This is a genomic window from Bacillus velezensis, from assembly GCF_001461825.1.
Lineage (GTDB): Bacteria > Bacillota > Bacilli > Bacillales > Bacillaceae > Bacillus > Bacillus velezensis.
In genome coordinates, this window is the sequence record NZ_LLZC01000024.1 from 1 (window position 1) to 16250 (window position 16250).

At 44.8% G+C, this 16250-nt stretch carries 23 protein-coding genes and 1 pseudogene; 3 read left to right on the top strand and 21 right to left on the bottom strand.

All coding sequences use genetic code 11. From position 1 onward, the window contains the following. The first annotated feature begins 138 nt into the window (after positions 1–138). Positions 139–903, top strand: a complete 765-nt coding sequence (gene pdaB / locus AR442_RS19280; RefSeq protein ID WP_014416762.1) for a polysaccharide deacetylase family sporulation protein PdaB — start codon at positions 139–141, stop codon at positions 901–903. On the opposite strand, the gene kbaA is transcribed toward pdaB, so the two are convergent. After that, a complete protein-coding gene (gene kbaA / locus AR442_RS19285) occupies positions 904–1500 on the bottom strand; it encodes a KinB-signaling pathway activation protein (RefSeq protein WP_014416761.1) in 597 nt (198 codons plus the stop codon). A 107-nt stretch (positions 1501–1607) separates the two neighbouring features. On the opposite strand from kbaA, the gene gerD reads away from it, so the two are divergent. Continuing rightward, a complete protein-coding gene (gerD, locus tag AR442_RS19290) occupies positions 1608–2165 on the top strand; it encodes a spore germination lipoprotein GerD (protein ID WP_014304224.1) in 558 nt (185 codons plus the stop codon). A gap of 32 nt (positions 2166–2197) precedes the next feature. On the opposite strand, the gene AR442_RS19295 is transcribed toward gerD, so the two are convergent. The 3 genes from AR442_RS19295 to AR442_RS19305 all read right to left on the bottom strand — a co-directional run bounded on the left by AR442_RS19295 (position 2198) and on the right by AR442_RS19305 (position 4547). Next, on the bottom strand, positions 2198–3250 hold the full coding sequence (locus tag AR442_RS19295; RefSeq protein WP_007410418.1) for an Mrp/NBP35 family ATP-binding protein: 1053 nt from the start codon (positions 3248–3250) through the stop codon (positions 2198–2200). A 79-nt stretch (positions 3251–3329) separates the two neighbouring features. Beyond that, positions 3330–4043, bottom strand: a complete 714-nt coding sequence (gene cwlD / locus AR442_RS19300) for an N-acetylmuramoyl-L-alanine amidase CwlD (RefSeq protein ID WP_014416759.1) — start codon at positions 4041–4043, stop codon at positions 3330–3332. Between the two features lie 60 nt (positions 4044–4103). Next, the gene (locus tag AR442_RS19305) at positions 4104–4547 is read right to left on the bottom strand and encodes a DUF2521 family protein (protein WP_011996201.1); all 444 of its coding nucleotides are present in this window, start codon (positions 4545–4547) and stop codon (positions 4104–4106) included. 130 nt (positions 4548–4677) lie between these two features. On the opposite strand from AR442_RS19305, the gene AR442_RS19310 reads away from it, so the two are divergent. Then, positions 4678–5151 (top strand): DinB family protein, encoded by a 474-nt coding sequence (locus tag AR442_RS19310; protein WP_022552489.1) that lies wholly within the window; start codon positions 4678–4680, stop codon positions 5149–5151. Positions 5152–5164: 13 nt separating this feature from the next. On the opposite strand, the gene AR442_RS19315 is transcribed toward AR442_RS19310, so the two are convergent. From AR442_RS19315 to secY, 17 genes and pseudogenes are all read right to left on the bottom strand, one after another. Next, a complete protein-coding gene (locus AR442_RS19315) occupies positions 5165–5932 on the bottom strand; it encodes a class I SAM-dependent methyltransferase (RefSeq protein WP_022552488.1) in 768 nt (255 codons plus the stop codon). A 137-nt stretch (positions 5933–6069) separates the two neighbouring features. Next, on the bottom strand, positions 6070–6462 hold the full coding sequence (gene rpsI, locus AR442_RS19320) for a 30S ribosomal protein S9 (RefSeq protein WP_003225846.1): 393 nt from the start codon (positions 6460–6462) through the stop codon (positions 6070–6072). Between the two features lie 20 nt (positions 6463–6482). Continuing rightward, positions 6483–6920: a 50S ribosomal protein L13 gene (rplM, locus tag AR442_RS19325; RefSeq protein ID WP_003225844.1), complete on the bottom strand. Its 438-nt coding sequence runs from the start codon at positions 6918–6920 to the stop codon at positions 6483–6485. A 159-nt stretch (positions 6921–7079) separates the two neighbouring features. Further along, positions 7080–7823, bottom strand: a complete 744-nt coding sequence (truA, locus tag AR442_RS19330; protein ID WP_015388779.1) for a tRNA pseudouridine(38-40) synthase TruA — start codon at positions 7821–7823, stop codon at positions 7080–7082. A 12-nt stretch (positions 7824–7835) separates the two neighbouring features. After that, entirely contained in the window at positions 7836–8633 is a 798-nt protein-coding gene (locus AR442_RS19335; protein ID WP_014304219.1) for an energy-coupling factor transporter transmembrane component T family protein, read from the bottom strand. After that, a complete protein-coding gene (locus tag AR442_RS19340; protein WP_029974329.1) occupies positions 8630–9499 on the bottom strand; it encodes an energy-coupling factor ABC transporter ATP-binding protein in 870 nt (289 codons plus the stop codon). Before AR442_RS19340 ends, AR442_RS19335 begins: the two co-directional genes overlap by 4 nt. Then, positions 9475–10320, bottom strand: coding sequence for an energy-coupling factor ABC transporter ATP-binding protein (locus AR442_RS19345; protein WP_007615256.1), 846 nt, complete (start codon positions 10318–10320; stop codon positions 9475–9477). The genes AR442_RS19340 and AR442_RS19345 overlap by 25 nt, the downstream gene beginning before the upstream one ends. Before the next feature lie 131 nt (positions 10321–10451). Further along, on the bottom strand, positions 10452–10814 hold the full coding sequence (gene rplQ, locus AR442_RS19350) for a 50S ribosomal protein L17 (protein WP_003156550.1): 363 nt from the start codon (positions 10812–10814) through the stop codon (positions 10452–10454). Positions 10815–10891: 77 nt separating this feature from the next. Then, the gene (locus tag AR442_RS19355; RefSeq protein ID WP_003156549.1) at positions 10892–11836 is read right to left on the bottom strand and encodes a DNA-directed RNA polymerase subunit alpha; all 945 of its coding nucleotides are present in this window, start codon (positions 11834–11836) and stop codon (positions 10892–10894) included. A gap of 176 nt (positions 11837–12012) precedes the next feature. After that, a complete protein-coding gene (gene rpsK / locus AR442_RS19360; RefSeq protein ID WP_007410409.1) occupies positions 12013–12408 on the bottom strand; it encodes a 30S ribosomal protein S11 in 396 nt (131 codons plus the stop codon). A 20-nt stretch (positions 12409–12428) separates the two neighbouring features. Beyond that, positions 12429–12794, bottom strand: coding sequence for a 30S ribosomal protein S13 (gene rpsM, locus AR442_RS19365; RefSeq protein WP_003156545.1), 366 nt, complete (start codon positions 12792–12794; stop codon positions 12429–12431). A 22-nt stretch (positions 12795–12816) separates the two neighbouring features. After that, positions 12817–12930 (bottom strand): 50S ribosomal protein L36, encoded by a 114-nt coding sequence (gene rpmJ, locus AR442_RS19370; protein ID WP_003156543.1) that lies wholly within the window; start codon positions 12928–12930, stop codon positions 12817–12819. Between the two features lie 33 nt (positions 12931–12963). Next, a complete protein-coding gene (gene infA / locus AR442_RS19375) occupies positions 12964–13182 on the bottom strand; it encodes a translation initiation factor IF-1 (protein ID WP_003156508.1) in 219 nt (72 codons plus the stop codon). Next, a pseudogene (locus AR442_RS20950) lies at positions 13160–13442 on the bottom strand (KOW domain-containing RNA-binding protein). Before AR442_RS20950 ends, infA begins: the two are co-directional and overlap by 23 nt. A gap of 64 nt (positions 13443–13506) precedes the next feature. Continuing rightward, the gene (gene map / locus AR442_RS19380) at positions 13507–14253 is read right to left on the bottom strand and encodes a type I methionyl aminopeptidase (RefSeq protein ID WP_007410408.1); all 747 of its coding nucleotides are present in this window, start codon (positions 14251–14253) and stop codon (positions 13507–13509) included. Continuing rightward, positions 14250–14903 (bottom strand): adenylate kinase, encoded by a 654-nt coding sequence (locus tag AR442_RS19385; protein WP_007410407.1) that lies wholly within the window; start codon positions 14901–14903, stop codon positions 14250–14252. The genes map and AR442_RS19385 overlap by 4 nt, the downstream gene beginning before the upstream one ends. 51 nt (positions 14904–14954) lie before the next feature. Beyond that, positions 14955–16250 (bottom strand): preprotein translocase subunit SecY, encoded by a 1296-nt coding sequence (gene secY / locus AR442_RS19390; RefSeq protein ID WP_014416751.1) that lies wholly within the window; start codon positions 16248–16250, stop codon positions 14955–14957.

Below are 16250 nucleotides of genomic sequence, written 5' to 3' on the forward strand. Positions count from 1 at the left end.
CGACGTTTAATAATATACCATGCATTCTTTAAATTTAGCAAGTGTTTTTTTCATTTTTTTAAAACGTATTTCGTTATATTCATCTCCGCCGCGGCATACGATGTAATCAAGCATGGACAAGATAAGGAGGCGTCATCAGTGAATCACTTCTACGTGTGGCACATCAGAAGGATAAAACAGCTGCTTATTATTATCATTGCCGCATTTGCAGCAGCCAGCTTTTTTTATATACAGAGAGCCGTCCCCCTTCCTGTATTTTTAACTGATAGCGGCCCGAAGGCTATTTCAAAAGGGGAGACGAAAGCGGGCGAAGTCGCATTAACATTCGATATCAGCTGGGGCGACGAAAAGGCGGTTCCTATTCTGAACGCGCTAAAAGCAAACGGTATTAAAAACGCCACTTTTTTTCTGTCAGCTTCTTGGGCGGAACGGCACCCGGACACAGTTGAACGTATGGTAAAAGACGGACATCAAATCGGCAGCATGGGATATGCGTATAAGAATTATACCAACCTAGAGGACAATGAAATAAAAAAAGATATCCTCCGGGCCCAGACTGCATTTAAAAAGCTGGGTGTGAAGAATGTTCATTTACTCCGCCCGCCGACCGGACAATTTAATAAAAAGGTTCTTACCATTGCACAGAAGTACCACTATTCAGTGGTTCATTACAGCGTTAACTCGCAGGATTGGACAAATCCCGGCCCTGATAAAATCATTGAAAATGTAAACAGTCATATAAAAGGCGGCGACATTGTCCTGCTGCACGCCTCTGATTCAGCAACACAGACTGAAGAAGCGCTCCCCGCCATTATTCACAATTTAAAGCAAAAAGGACTGAAAAACGTGACAGTCGGCGACCTGATCGCAAATACTGACGTCAAGTCATCAGAAGTGAAATAACTACCTCTGGGCAAACTTCGGCAGCATTAGCAGCTGAAACGCATTGCAGCCCATCAGCGGAATCAGCATTAAATAAAGCCAGTCCTCATTATTCACTCGTAGCGCGGGAACCCATTCAAGCGCTGTAATAACGACCATTAAAAATAATGATGAAACGAACGTATTTTTTGAGGACTGCTTTTGTTTTATATATGCCGTCAACAGGCCGACGGCAAGCAGAGCCAGCGGCAGCCAGACAAACCCCGCAATCGAGTCATCCCGCTCTCCGAAAAACAAAAATCTGACGTACATTAAATCAAAAGCGACAAACAGAATGATAAACAGCTGAAGCAGATTCCAAAGCGAGCTTGATCTGAGAATTTCAAGGGCAAACCGGTGCACCGTCAAAAAAACGAAGAATCCCATCTGGCTGATCACACTGAAAATCATGCCTACCCCGATAAACCAGATCAGAACGGAGAAAATCTGACCGGCATCAAAATTCAGGAAGAACCCCTTGTACTCCCCCCACTTCAGAGCAAATCCCACGACGCTTGTAATAAGAGCGCCCACAGCTAAAATCGAAAAGAAAAATCGAACAAGCCCGCGGCTTTTCATCTCTTATTCATCCCCCTGACAATCGCGTTCAGCGATATTTTGTTATGTATAAATCCATTCCGATGAATCATATTAAAAATAAGTACAAGTAAGGAAGGAGCTTATGCATGTCAAAAGCCAAAACGCTATTGATAAGCTGTTTTATTGTATTATCTGTAACAGCTTGTGCTCCAAAAGACCAAGCAGCGGATATGGATTATGACCAGACTAAAAAAATGGTTGTTGATATATTAAAGACAGATGATGGAAAAAAAGCAATTAAGGAAATATTAAATGATGATGCGATGAATGAGGCATTGGTGATTGATCAAAATGCCATTAAAGGCACAATAGAGAAAACCCTCACCTCTAAAAAAGGGGCGGAGTTCTGGAAAACCATCTTTGAAGACTCAAAGTTCGCCGAGAGCTTTGCAAAAACTCTTCAGCCCGAGCATGAAAAAATCATAAAAAAACTGATGAAGGACCCTGATTATCAGAAAAGTTTTATGCAGATCATGCAGGACCCCGGCATGGATAAAAAATACTATGAGCTGGTGAAAAGCCAAAAGTTCCGCAGTTACTTAGAAGATGTAATTACAGAGACACTTTCCAGCCCGCTTTTCAAAAAGCAATTCGAGGATGAATTGAAAAAAGCGGCTTCAAGCTCTGAAAAAGAAAGCCAATAAAAGGCCGGGCCGTGTTGATCCCGGCCCCTTTTTTATTCAGCTGTTTTTTCAATGACTTTCTGGGCGATCCCCATATAAATTTCCCCGATCGGATGACTTCTGTCATAGACAGAAGGCGCAAACTGGTCCTTGTCCCAATCAGGCTGTTTTAAAGGAATTCTGCCAAGCAGCGGCACCTGCAATTCCTCTGCAAGCTTATCTCCCCCGCCTTGACCGAACACATATTCTCTCTCGCCGGTTTTTGCACTTTCATAGTAAGCCATATTTTCAATGACCCCTACAACTTCATGATCGGTCTTAATCGCCATAGAACCCGCTCTCGCCGCTACAAATGCGGCTGTAGGGTGCGGCGTTGATACGATAATCTCTTTGCAACTCGGAAGCATTGTGTGTACATCGAGCGCCACATCACCCGTGCCGGGCGGCAGATCAAGAACGATATAGTCAACCTCTCCCCAGTCAACTTCATGGAAGAAGTTATTCAGCATCTTGCCCAGCATCGGCCCTCTCCACACAACCGGAGCGTTTTCTTCGACGAAAAAGCCCATCGACATAACCTTTACTCCAAATCTTTCGACAGGAAGCAGTTTTTCTCCTTCTACTGTCGGGCGAACTGTAATACCCATCATGTCCGGCACGCTGAATCCGTATATATCCGCGTCAATCAAGCCGACTTTTTTTCCGAGCCGCGCAAGAGAAATGGCCAGGTTGACGGAAACCGTTGATTTGCCGACACCGCCTTTTCCGCTTGCCACCGCAAGAAAGACCGGCGGATGTTTCCTATTCAGCAGGGTTTCGCTTTCAGCAGCCGGCCGGCTGAATTTCGCCAATGTTTCTTCCGGCAGCTCTTCAAACCGCAGTCCCACAGTTTCCGCACCCGCTTCTTTCAGAACGGATACGATTTCCTGCTGAATGCCCATCTGTTCAGCCGTCCCCGTTTTTGCCAGTGCAATTTTTACACTGACATGCCGTTTTTCCGGCTTGATCTTTACTTCTTTAATGGCATCCAATTCTCCCAGCGGTCTATGAAGAAAAGGTTCGCGCATGTTTCCGACTATATTTCTTACTTCATCTTCTCTTATCATCGAACCCTCACCCTTTGTGTATTCGTTTACAAATGGTATTATACCATATATTAAACATAGAATCGGCGAAAAACCCTCCTTACTCGGGAGGGTCTCCTTTCTCTGTGAAGTATCTCAATACGCCCTTATACACGGAAGAAGCGATTTTGTCCTGATATTTGGGCTGTCCGAGCCTTTTCGCTTCCGCGGGATTGGACAGAAATCCGATTTCCACCAGCGCGCCCGGTTTGGTTACATTCTGCATTAAGTAAATGCCGTGTATCCGTTTTGCCTTTCTCGTTGTATTCTCCAAATTGATTCTCAATTCGTCCTGTATATATTTTGCCACTTTTTCATTTTCTTCGTATTTTCCATAGTAGAAGCTTTGGGCGCCGCTCCATCTCGGTGACGGTATGGCGTTCAGATGAATGCTGATATAAAGCTCCGCCTCTGAACGGTTGATGATTTCCACGCGCTTTCTCAGATCTTCCGCTTTGCGTCTGCTGTAGCCTTTCGTCCCTTCAGGAGCTAAATCAGTATCCGTCTCCCGCGTCATAATGACCAAAGCTCCCTGCTCCTGCAAATAGTCTCTTACCCTGGAGGCCACTTCGAGAGTAATGTCCTTTTCAAGGTGACTGCCTCCCGTGGCGCCTCCGTCCGGCCCGCCGTGTCCCGGATCGAGATAGATGATTTTTCCGCTCAGCGGCAGACTCCACGGCCGCCAGGAATCATCATTATGGAATTGAAACCGGAATAAACACAATAATATGATAAAGCCAAGTAAAAAACCGAGCCATTTCAGCTTTTTTGCCATACCTTTCCCTCCCGCTTGTCCCCGTTATTAATAAGTATGGGACAAGGGAAGAAATTATGATTACCTCATGCGGAGCTTACATTGTTTTTCTCTTTGCAGAAATCCTTCCGTCCACCAGCTGTTGATAAACCGGCAGGACGCTTCATAGATTTCTTTTTGTTTAACGGAAGAATATTGCTCATGCGTCCAATTGCAAAGATATTCAAAAAAATCGACCGTCAGTTCTTCCTCTTCTTCAGCCGAACGGGCGTTTGCCCTCTGCAAAGACTCACCATAATAGCCAAAGACGCCGAACCGGCCGCCTAATAAATACGCTTCAATTGCAAAATCTATGCATCCTTCACTCAGAATGCCGTTTTCGTCTTGAAGAAAGGGAAACAAAGGGGTAAGACATGCTTTTACGGACTGAATGATCTGCGTCAGTGACAGCTCCTTTAGTAAACTCTTCTCAAGCTCAAAATCCTTCTGCCGTTTCACGTCTGAAAAAGATAATACTTCTGCCATTGCCAGCCACGCTCCTTTTTACTGTTATTTTGAAAGGAAAAGGGAAAAAGCATGCTTTGTTGATAGTGGAAATCCTCCCAAATGAAGGAGTTTTATGTTAACTGGAAGAAGAAAGAGCTGAGGTGACGTTATGAAAAAGCTGTTTCAATACAATTGGATGGTGCGTGACGAGTGGTTTATGATATGTGAAAAGCTGAGCCGGGAGGAACTGACGAAAACCCGGACGGGCGGAATGGAGAGCATCTTGCGGACTTTATTTCATATCATTGATGTCGAGATCAGCTGGGCTCGTGCCATTTTAGGTAAAGATGATGTTTTACCTGCTGAGTCTGACTATACGAGCATTCAGGATCTCAGAAAGCTGTCTGAACAGTATCGGGAGGATGTCATTCATGCGGTCTCCCGCAAAGGACCGGATCTTGTTAATCCGGACTGGATGGACCAAACCTTTCCTAAAGAAGATATTCTCCGCCACATCCTTGCGCATGAGATTCACCATATGGGACAACTGTCGGTTTGGGCCAGAGAAATTGGGATAGAGCCGGTTTCGGCTAATGTGATCAGCCGTCCGCAGGAAAAAGCCGCAAAAAAACAGCACCTCTGACGGGATGCCGTTTTTATATTTTAATGCTTCTTGTTACGGAGTATGTATTAATGTATTCATCCAGCACGAGGCCGCCTTTGTCCTCGTAAAAACCGGCAACCATAAAGCCTGCGTCAATCTGACCTTTAATTTGATCCTCCAGCGTATGGCCGAATTCAAGCGCTTCATGATTATCAATAAGTTCCTTTACCTTTTTCTTACTCAGATCTTTTTCATCCGAAAACGGAATGGAATACTTTACTTTTAGTACGCCTTCCTGCTCTAAATCCATATCAAATAAGAACACGACGGGATTTACAAAACCGGAGACTAAAGACCCGCCTTTTTTCAATACGCGATAAGCTTCTTTCCATACCGGAAGAACCGTATCAACAAAGCAATTCGATACCGGGTGCACGATAAAATCAAATGACTCATCATCAAAACAGCTCAGATCATTCATGCTGCCTTTTACAGTCCGAAGCGTAAGATCGTCCCGCTCGGCAACCATTTTGTCTTGCGCAAGCTGTTTTTCCGAATTGTCAAAGATGGTGACATCCGCTCCTGCAGCAGCCAGGACCGGGCCTTGCTGTCCTCCTCCTGAAGCGAGACAAAGAACCTTCAGACCGTCTATGGGCGGAAACCAATCCGCCGGCACATCTTTTCCGGGGGTCATCCTGATGCTCCAATTGCCTTTTTTCGCTTCACCAATCGTATGAGAATCAACCGCAACCGTCCATTCATTGCCTGTTTCGACTTTTTTATCCCATGCCTTGCTGTTATGTATGACTAACTTATTCATTATAACTGCGCTCCTTATTGGTAATGAATAGAGTATAACAAACAATTCTAGAAAAACATCGGATAACCTCTTGAATATGAGAAAAAAATACAAAAAAACCACAACCAAGAAGTTGTGGTTTTTGCAATCCAAAACGATTAACGTTTTGAGAACTGAGGTGCACGACGAGCGCCTTTAAGACCGTATTTTTTACGTTCTTTCATACGAGCGTCACGAGTCAGAAGACCAGCACGTTTAAGTGTTGCACGGTATTCTGGATCTGCTTCAAGCAAAGCACGAGCGATACCATGACGGATTGCTCCAGCTTGACCAGATAAGCCGCCTCCATGTACGTTTACTAAAACATCATAAGTACCAGCTGTTTCAGTTAAAGTTAATGGTTGTTTGATATCTTCGATTAGAGCCGGAGATGGGATGTGCTCGCTGATTTCACGATTATTAACGACGATACGACCTTCTCCTGGAACTAAGCGCACACGCGCTACAGAACTTTTACGACGGCCAGTACCGTAATATTGAACCTGTGCCAAATTGGTAACCTCCTTTTTAATTAACCGCGAAGTTCGTAAACTTCAGGTTTTTGTGCTTCATGTGGATGCTCAGAACCACGGTATACGTTCAATTTTTTGAACATTTGACGACCTAGAGAACCTTTTGGAAGCATGCCTTTGATAGCAAGCTCAAGCATTTTCTCAGGGTAGTTTGTACGCATTTCAAGAGCTGTTCTTGATTTTAATCCGCCTGGATGTTGAGTGTGACGGTAGTAGATTTTATCAGTTAACTTTTTACCAGTTAACTCGATTTTTTCAGCGTTGATGATGATCACATGATCTCCAGTATCAACGTGCGGTGTGTAAGTCGGTTTGTGTTTTCCGCGAAGGATAGATGCAACTTCTGTAGAAAGACGTCCTAAAGTCTTGCCTGCTGCATCAACAACTAACCACTTGCGTTCAATAGTACTTGCGTTAGCCATAGGTGTTGTACGCATTGAATTTCCCTCCTAAATGATCTGTCATTTTCAATAATCTTCGATTACGTTCTATTTCACAACACAATAAGTTCCGGGGCTTATCGTGGGGTTGAAATACATACCATATGATATCTTATAACTTTATGCAGACTCTGTCAAGAAAATGTTACACCTGGTTTAGTTGTCATAGCAAACGCTCCATAAATACAGCCCGTGCCCCGGTGCGGTGCGCCCCGCGGCTTCGCGATCCTTCGCTTCGAGCATTGCTTTTACATCATCGGGAGAAAATTTTCCAGCTCCTGTATCCAATAATGTTCCGGCAATGATTCTGACCATATTATAGAGAAAACCGTTTCCGGTGATCCGCATCTGCAGGCCGTCTCCGGTCTCAGTCCAATCCAGCTCGTAAATCGTTCTGACTTTATCCTGAACCGCGGTATCAGCCGCGCAAAAGCTTGTGAAATCATGTGTCCCGATGAGGTGCCTTGAAGCTTCCCTCATTTTCTGCACATTAAGCTGATATGCAAAATGGTAAGCGTAATGTCGTTTAAATACGTCCGGGTGTTTCTCCGTATATACAAAGTAGCGATATTCCTTTTGGACCGCGCTAAATCGTGCATGGAACCCATCATCCGCAATCTCTGCTGTTTTGACGGCAATATCATCAGGCAGCAGGGCATTGAGCGCAAACGGCCATTTCTCAGCCGGGATGGACAGCGGCGTATCAAAATGAATGACCTGCCCGGCAGCATGAACATCGCTGTCCGTGCGGCCGGATGAGATGACAGGCACCCTGCCGTCCGTTTTATGGATGACGGCCAGCGCTTTTTCCAATTCACTTTGAACGGTCCGCTTTCCAGGCTGAACCTGATATCCGTTAAATAAATGCCCGTCATAAGCAATGGTACATTTCACTCTCATTCAGCAGCACCTCTAACTTCTTAAGAAAAACAATAACACGGCTAATACGATGATGAGCAGAATAGCTCCGGTATCCTTTCCGGTCCAGACGAGCTTTCTGTATTTCGTTCTCCCCTCACCGCCCTGGTAGCCTCTCGCCTCCATGGCGACCGCCAGCTCTTCCGCGCGTTTAAAGGCGCTGACAAACAGCGGGACAAGCAGCGGAACAACCGCTTTGATTCTGTCTTTCACCGGGCCGCTTGTAAAGTCCGCACCCCTCGCCATTTGCGCCTTCATGATTTTATCTGTCTCTTCCATCAATGTCGGGATAAATCGCAATGATATCGACATCATCAATGCTAGTTCGTGTACGGGCAGCTTCACCTTTTTAAAAGGATTCAGGAGCTGCTCCATTCCATCCGTTATTTCAATCGGCGTTGTTGTCAGCGTCAGCAGCGTCGTCATAAAGATAAGGTAAACGAAACGGAGGGAGATAAAAATCCCCTGTATAAGTCCGCCCTCATACACTTTAAACCAGCCAAGCTGAAAAATGACAGATCCTTCATGCGTCATGAAAATGTGTAATAAAAAGGTAAACGCCACAATCCAGATAATCGGCTTAAGCCCCTTCAGCAAAAAGCTGAACGGCACTCGTGTTAAGGCAATCACCCCGAATGTAAACAAACCGAGCAAAGCGTACGTCTGTACGTTGTTTGCCAAAAAAACGATACATACAAAAAGAAAGATGCTGACAAGTTTTGTTCGCGGGTCCAATCGGTGAATAAGCGATGATCCGGGAACATACTTTCCGATAATCATGCTGTCCATCATTGGTCCTTTTCCTCCTGAAAGAAAGCCTTAATTTCACTGGCGGCATCCTGCAGGGTCAGCATGGGTTTCTCATACTTGACTCCGAGAGCCTTCTCAAGCCGTCTCTGAAACTTTACCGATTCAGGAAGATCCAGTCCCATTTCGGCCATCTCTTCACCTTTTACAAACAAGTCACGCGGACTCCCCGTCGCTTTAATGGTTCCTTTGTGCATGACGATCATTTCGTCAGCATAGCGGGCGGCGTCCTCCATGCTGTGGGTGACGAGAATGGTAGTCAGGTTTCCCCGCTGATGAAGCGCATAGAACATGTCCATAATGTCCTGGCGCCCTCTCGGATCAAGACCGGCCGTCGGTTCATCCAAAACCAGCACTTCCGGCTCCATCGCGAGAACGCCGGCAATCGCCACTCTGCGCATCTGGCCGCCGCTGAGCTCAAATGGTGAACGATCCAAAATGTCTTCCGGAAGGCCCACAAGCCCCAGCATTTCTTTTGCTTTCCGTTCAGCGTCTTCTTTCTTTACACCGAAATTCATCGGTCCGAATGCGATGTCCTTCAGCACAGTCTCTTCAAACAGCTGATGTTCGGGAAATTGGAAAACGATTCCGACTTTTTTTCGCAAAGTCTTAAGGTCTTTATTCTTTTTACCGGCTGCCAGAATCGTGCTCCCGAGTTCAAGCTGTCCTTTAGTCGGTTTCAGCAAACCGTTTAAATGCTGCAGGAGCGTCGATTTGCCCGACCCTGTATGCCCGATGACGGCAACGTAGCTGCCCTCTTTTATCACGGCATTGATATCATACAGAGCCAACCGTTCAAACGGTGTTTTCATTTGATAGCGGTGTTCTACATCTTTGATTTTAATGTCCACAGCTCATTCACCAGCCCTTCCTGAGTCAGATGGTTTTTCGTTAAAGCCAGTCCGCTTTCTTTCAAAAGCAGGCTGAGCTGGAATGAGAAAGGCAAATCAAGACCGATGCGAACCAAGTCTTCGTTTAATTTAAAAATCTCTTCAGGCGTGCCCTCTGCATATTTCCTGCCGCCGTTCATCACAATGATCCTGTCCGCCCTTGCGGCTTCTTCCAGGTCATGTGTTATCGAAATGACGGTGGCCATGCCCTGATCTTTTAAGCGTCTGACAGTATCAAGGACTTCTTCTCTCCCAATCGGGTCAAGCATGGATGTCGCTTCATCCAAAATCATAATATCAGGACGCGCGGCAATAATTCCCGCGATCGCCACTCTTTGTTTTTGACCTCCGGAGAGATGGTGCGGCTCTTGATCAAGAAAATCCTGCATATTGACTTGTGTGACAGCCCAATCTACTCTCTCAATCATTTCTTCGCGCGGAACACCATTGTTTTCTAAACCAAAAGCCACATCATCGCGAACAGTCGTTCCGACAAATTGGTTATCGGGATTCTGAAAGACCATCCCTATTTTTTTTCGCACATCCCACACGGTATCCTCAGTCAGCTTGATGCCGCCGACTTCAATTTCTCCGGCCTCAGGCAAAATCAGCCCGTTCAACGCTCTGGCCAAAGTCGACTTCCCTGAACCGTTGTGGCCTACGATAGCAAGCCATTCTCCTTCGTATACCTCCAGACTCACACCGTCCAGCGCCGGTCTTTCTGCATCTTTGCGGTATCGGAATAGAATGTCTTTTACGGATATAAGCTGTTTTTGATCCACGGGCGCCTGACCTCCTCTCAGCTATAGCTCTGCTTTTCTGTCTCATGATAAAAAGTTCTGATATCTAAAAAAAGGGCATAGATCCAGTTAGAAACTGTCCCGCCCTTCTTTAGATACACAAAAATATGTGATTAAACCAATTCGATGATTGCCATTGGTGCACCGTCACCACGGCGAGGACCAAGCTTCATAATACGTGTGTATCCGCCTTGGCGCTCCTCGTAACGAGTTGCAATGTCAGAGAATAATTTTTGAAGTGCATCTTGGTTATTTTCTTCATTAGCAACCTCGTTGCGAATGTATGCAGCAGCTTGACGACGAGCATGCAAGTCACCGCGCTTACCAAGAGTGATCATCTTTTCAACAACAGAGCGAAGTTCTTTCGCACGTGTTTCAGTTGTTTCAATTCTTTCGTTGATGATCAAATCTGTTGTAAGATCACGAAGCATAGCTTTACGCTGTGAACTCGTACGTCCTAGTTTTCTGTATGACATGTGATGTCCCCTCCTTTAATGGAATGCTGTTTCTAAATAAAAAACACACGAAAATCCTAGTTCACATGGAAACTAGATCAATCGTCTTTGCGAAGGCCGAGTCCAAGTTCTTCTAGTTTCGCTTTCACTTCTTCAAGTGATTTGCGTCCCAGGTTGCGAACTTTCATCATATCTTCTTCCGTCTTGTTCGCAAGTTCTTGAACCGTGTTAATGCCCGCACGCTTCAAGCAGTTGTAAGAACGGACAGAAAGATCAAGTTCCTCAATCGTCATTTCAAGAACTTTTTCTTTTTGGTCCTCTTCTTTTTCAACCATGATTTCAGCATGCTGAGCTTCGTCAGTTAAACCGACGAATATATTAAGGTGTTCAGTTAAAATCTTTGAACCGAGAGCAATTGCTTCCTTCGGTCCAGTGCTTCCGTCAGTCCAAACATCAAGTGTAAGTTTGTCATAGTTTGCAACCTGGCCTACACGAGTGTTTTCTACCTGATAAGATAAACGAGAAACTGGCGTAAAGATTGAATCGATCGGAATCACGCCGATTGGCTGATCGTCTCTTTTGTTCGAATCAGCAGGTGTATACCCACGTCCTCTTTGTGCAGTAAGGCGAACTCGGAAACTCGCATTCTCACCAAGAGTCGCGATATGAAGATCCGGATTAAGGATTTCAACATCGCTGTCGTGTGTAATATCAGCTGCTGTGACAGTTCCTTCGCCCTGTACATCAATTTCAAGCGTCTTCTCTTCATCAGAGTAGATTTTCAATGCAAGCTTTTTAATGTGCAAGATTATCGTTGTAACATCTTCCACAACGCCTTCGATTGTCGAGAATTCGTGCAGTACACCATCTATCTGGATCGATGTTACAGCGGCACCAGGGAGTGAGGATAAGAGGATACGACGTAAGGAGTTACCCAGAGTTGTACCATATCCACGCTCAAGCGGCTCTACGACAAACTTACCAAATTTGGCATCGTCGCTGATTTCAACCGTTTCGATTTTTGGTTTTTCAATCTCGATCATTACTTAAAACCCTCCTTCAAAACGTCGAAACCTCGAATAGAATCATATGAGATTCCATCCGAAATTCCCCATTGTTTAGTCCCGTATGTGCTCAGGCAACGAGTCGGTGCATTCGTTTCATAAATAACTGTATCATAACCCATTATTGACAGGGACACAAAATCTATACAAACAAATTACACGCGGCGACGTTTTGGTGGACGGCATCCATTATGAGGAACAGGAGTTACGTCTCTGATAGCTGTAACTTCAAGTCCGGCAGCTTGTAAAGCACGGATTGCAGCTTCACGGCCAGAACCTGGTCCTTTAACAGTTACTTCAAGAGTTTTAAGTCCGTGTTCGATTGAACCTTTAGCAGCTGTTTCAGCAGCCATTTGCGCAGCAAAAGGAGTAGATTTACGAGAACCTCTGAATCCTAGAGCTCCGGCACTAGACCAAGAAAGAGCATTACCATGAGTATCAGTGATCGTAACGATCGTGTTGTTGAAAGTTGAACGAATATGAGCGATTCCTGACTCAATATTCTTTTTCACGCGACGTTTACGCGTGTTTTGTTTACGAGCAGCAGCCATTGTTTAGGTACCTCCCTTACTTATTTTTTCTTGTTAGCTACAGTACGACGCGGACCTTTACGAGTACGCGCATTGTTTTTAGAGTTTTGTCCGCGAACAGGCAAACCTCTGCGATGGCGGATTCCGCGGTAGCTTCCGATTTCGATCAGACGCTTGATGTTAAGAGAAACTTCACGGCGAAGGTCACCTTCTACTTTCAGTTTGTCAATAACATCACGGATTTTACCAAGTTCTTCTTCAGTAAGATCACGCACACGAGTATCTTCAGAAACACCAGCCTCTTTCAAGACTTGCTGAGCCGTTGTGCGGCCAATTCCGAAGACATATGTTAAAGAAATAACAACACGTTTGTCACGTGGGATATCTACACCAGCAATACGAGCCATTCTCTGGGCACCTCCTTATTAATTATCCTTGTTTTTGTTTATGCTTTGGATTTTCACAGATCACCATTACTTTTCCTTTTCTGCGAATAACTTTACATTTCTCGCAGATTGGTTTAACTGATGGTCTCACTTTCATGTGTTTCCAACCTCCTTCAGTTTCCGGAGTGCTTTATTTGTAACGGTACGTAATCCTGCCACGAGTTAAGTCATATGGAGATAATTCTACCGTAACTTTGTCTCCAGGTAAAATGCGAATGAAGTGCATGCGGATTTTACCAGATACGTGAGCCAAAACCGTATGGCCATTTTCGAGTTCAACTTTGAACATCGCGTTTGGCAGTGTTTCGACAATCGTACCTTCCACTTCAATTACATCGTCTTTCGCCATTCAAGTGTTCTCCCTTCTTCAAATCAGTAACTTGCTCTCTGACAAATTTCAAAAGAGAAAATCTCAGTTATCCGTTTGTCACACGCCCTGTTTCGTTTATACTGTTCTGAACTTCCGGAGATACGCAATCATAAAGGGTGAATGATTGATATTCTTTTTCTAAGGAGAATGAAATGTACGCTTTTCTCCGTCTGCTTTAGTACACGATGATGAATCTTCATTCCGATGACAGCAGCTAGCCGGTTTTTCTTCCGACCAATTGTAAACCTACAATCTGCCCAGGTGCGGAATGAAAAACATGTGTCATGGAATTCATTTCATCATCTAGACTTTTGTCAGTATATCAAAACCCGTTTCCGTAATCGCAATCGTATGTTCAAAATGAGCACACTTTTTCCCATCTACCGTTACAACCGTCCAGTTATCAGCCAATGTTTTCACATATCGGCTGCCAGCGTTAACCATCGGTTCTATAGCGAGAACCATACCAGGCTTCAGCCTAGGTCCTTTGTTTGGCGGACCGTAATGAGGAATTTGCGGATCCTCATGCAAGTCTTGACCAACACCATGTCCGACATACTCCCTAACAACTGAAAACTGCTCATTTTCGACATACGTTTGTATTGCGTGGGAAATATTCGACAAACGTTCACCTGGTTTTGCTTCCTTCAAGCCTTTATATAAAGACTCCTCTGTCACTTCCAGCAGTCGTTTATCATCATCACTGATGTTTCCTACCGGATATGTCCAAGCAGAGTCACCATGATAACCATTTAATTTAGCACCGATATCAATGCTGATAATGTCACCGTCACGCAAAACCCTTTTACCGGGAATTCCGTGAACGAGTTCTTCATTAACTGATACACAAATGCTCCCGCGAAACCCATTATACCCCTTAAAAGATGGGATTGCACCCTGCTTCTCAATAAAACGTTCGGCAATTTGATCCAATTCTTTTGTCGAGATTCCTGGTTTAATGTGCTTTTTCATCTCTTCATGAGTCAAAGCCACGATTCGCCCTGCTTCCCGCATGATGCCAAGCTCACGAGGGGTCTTACAGATAATCATTTGCTCAATCCTCCAAGAAGCTCTTTCACATCTTTGTACACGTCGTTAATGTCCTGCTGGCCATTGACGTTGACAAGATACCCTTTCTCAGAATAAAAATCGAGTAAAGGCTGAGTCTGCTTCATGTTGACCTCAAGCCGTTTTGAGACGGTTTCCTCATTATCATCTGCCCGTTGATAAAGGTCTCCTCCGTCTTTATCACAAACACCCGGCGTTTTCGGCGGATTGAAAACCAAATGATAGGTTGTGCCGCAAACACTGCAAATTCTGCGTCCAGTCAAACGTTCCATTAAAGAGTCTTTGTCTACTTTAATGTTAATGACATAATCAATCGGCTTGCCGTATTCCTCAAGAATGTTTTCAAGAGCTTCAGCCTGAGCGACTGTTCGCGGAAATCCGTCCAGAAGAAAACCTCTTTCACAATCATCTTTGCCGAGTCTTTCTTTGACAATGCCGATTGTGACTTCGTCCGGTACGAGCTCGCCTTTATCAATATAAGACTTTGCTTCGAGTCCGAGTGGTGTTTCTTCTTTCATAGCAGCACGGAACATATCTCCCGTTGAGATATGAGGTATCCCATAATCCTCAACAATTCGTTCTCCCTGTGTGCCTTTACCGGCTCCAGGAAGTCCCATTAAGACTAAGTTCATTCGGATTTCCCCCGTCCTCTCTTATTTAGAGGAATGGTTAAAACCAGTCCTCTAATTTTTCATAAATCCTCGGTAATTACGTTTCACTAACTGGCTCTCCAGCTGCTTCATTGTCTCCAAGGCTACCCCGACGACAATTAACAATGATGTTCCGCCAATCTGTGCACTTTGAGGCAATCCAGCGAATTGAATGAAAAAGATAGGAAGAATGGAAATCACGGCTAAGAATATAGAACCCACAAACGTAAGTCGATACAAAATGCTCGTAATTCTATCTTGAGTCATTTTCCCTGGACGAACCCCCGGGATATAGCCACCCTGTTTTTTTAGGTTATCAGCCATTTGTTCAGGGTTTACCTGCACAAAAGCATAGAAGTACGTAAAGGCGATAATTAATGCGACATAAACCGCCATGCCCACCGGATGTGTATTGTCAAAGTTGGCTTGAATCCACTTTGTCACATTGTTTTCTCCGAAAAATGACGCGATAGTACGCGGCGTAATAAGAAACGCAACCGCAAAGATTACCGGAATAACCCCTGCCGGATTCACTTTAAGCGGAAGGTGAGTTGACTGGCCTCCGCCAACAGGTGAACGACCTTGCCCTTTTGCATATTGAATCGCGATTTTGCGTACGGCCTGCTGAATGAAAATAACACCAACAATAACGGCCAAAATCGCAATCGCCAGTAAGGCGATTTTCACAATATGAATAAACAGCTGATCGCTGCTGCCGACAAATTGAGTCTCATAAATCTGCCCAACAGTTTTCGGAATACTAGCCACAATCCCCGCGAAGATGATGATCGAAATTCCGTTACCTACTCCATTGGAAGTAATTTGTTCTCCCAGCCACATTAAAAAAGCAGTTCCTCCAGTGAGTACTAAAGCAATAATCAGATATGTCGATATGCCGGATTTTTCAATCAGCATACCGTTTGCCAGGTTGTTAAACCCGTAAGACATACCTAATGCCTGGATAAAACCAAGCACAATCGTAAAATATCTCGTGAACTGAGCTAATTTACGGCGGCCGACTTCACCTTGCTTAGACCACTCGGTAAACTTCGGCACAACATCCATCTGAAGCAGCTGAATGATGATCGAAGCAGTGATGTAAGGCGTAATTCCCATCGCAAAAATGGAAAACTGATAAAGCGCACCGCCGCCAAATGTGTTAAGGAGATCAAAAACCCCCATCGAACTTTGTGTCTGCAACGCCTGAGCATTTACATATGGCACAGGGATAAACGCACCTATGCGAAAGACGATAAGCATGAGTAATGTAAAAATGATTTTATTCCGAATATCACTCACACGCATAAAGTTGGAGATTGTCTTAAACAA

Coding starts and splice junctions, on each gene's coding strand:
- kbaA (WP_014416761.1), bottom strand. CDS start 1,500: ATGAAAAGCCGCGGGCTTGTTCGATTTTTCTTTTCGATTTTAGCTGTG.
- gerD (WP_014304224.1), top strand. CDS start 1,608: ATGTCAAAAGCCAAAACGCTATTGATAAGCTGTTTTATTGTATTATCT.
- AR442_RS19295 (WP_007410418.1), bottom strand. CDS start 3,250: ATGATAAGAGAAGATGAAGTAAGAAATATAGTCGGAAACATGCGCGAA.
- cwlD (WP_014416759.1), bottom strand. CDS start 4,043: ATGGCAAAAAAGCTGAAATGGCTCGGTTTTTTACTTGGCTTTATCATA.
- AR442_RS19305 (WP_011996201.1), bottom strand. CDS start 4,547: ATGGCAGAAGTATTATCTTTTTCAGACGTGAAACGGCAGAAGGATTTT.
- AR442_RS19310 (WP_022552489.1), top strand. CDS start 4,678: ATGAAAAAGCTGTTTCAATACAATTGGATGGTGCGTGACGAGTGGTTT.
- AR442_RS19315 (WP_022552488.1), bottom strand. CDS start 5,932: ATGAATAAGTTAGTCATACATAACAGCAAGGCATGGGATAAAAAAGTC.
- rplM (WP_003225844.1), bottom strand. CDS start 6,920: ATGCGTACAACACCTATGGCTAACGCAAGTACTATTGAACGCAAGTGG.
- truA (WP_015388779.1), bottom strand. CDS start 7,823: ATGAGAGTGAAATGTACCATTGCTTATGACGGGCATTTATTTAACGGA.
- AR442_RS19335 (WP_014304219.1), bottom strand. CDS start 8,633: ATGATGGACAGCATGATTATCGGAAAGTATGTTCCCGGATCATCGCTT.
- rplQ (WP_003156550.1), bottom strand. CDS start 10,814: ATGTCATACAGAAAACTAGGACGTACGAGTTCACAGCGTAAAGCTATG.
- AR442_RS19355 (WP_003156549.1), bottom strand. CDS start 11,836: ATGATCGAGATTGAAAAACCAAAAATCGAAACGGTTGAAATCAGCGAC.
- rpsK (WP_007410409.1), bottom strand. CDS start 12,408: ATGGCTGCTGCTCGTAAACAAAACACGCGTAAACGTCGCGTGAAAAAG.
- rpsM (WP_003156545.1), bottom strand. CDS start 12,794: ATGGCTCGTATTGCTGGTGTAGATATCCCACGTGACAAACGTGTTGTT.
- rpmJ (WP_003156543.1), bottom strand. CDS start 12,930: ATGAAAGTGAGACCATCAGTTAAACCAATCTGCGAGAAATGTAAAGTT.
- infA (WP_003156508.1), bottom strand. CDS start 13,182: ATGGCGAAAGACGATGTAATTGAAGTGGAAGGTACGATTGTCGAAACA.
- map (WP_007410408.1), bottom strand. CDS start 14,253: ATGATTATCTGTAAGACCCCTCGTGAGCTTGGCATCATGCGGGAAGCA.
- AR442_RS19385 (WP_007410407.1), bottom strand. CDS start 14,903: ATGAACTTAGTCTTAATGGGACTTCCTGGAGCCGGTAAAGGCACACAG.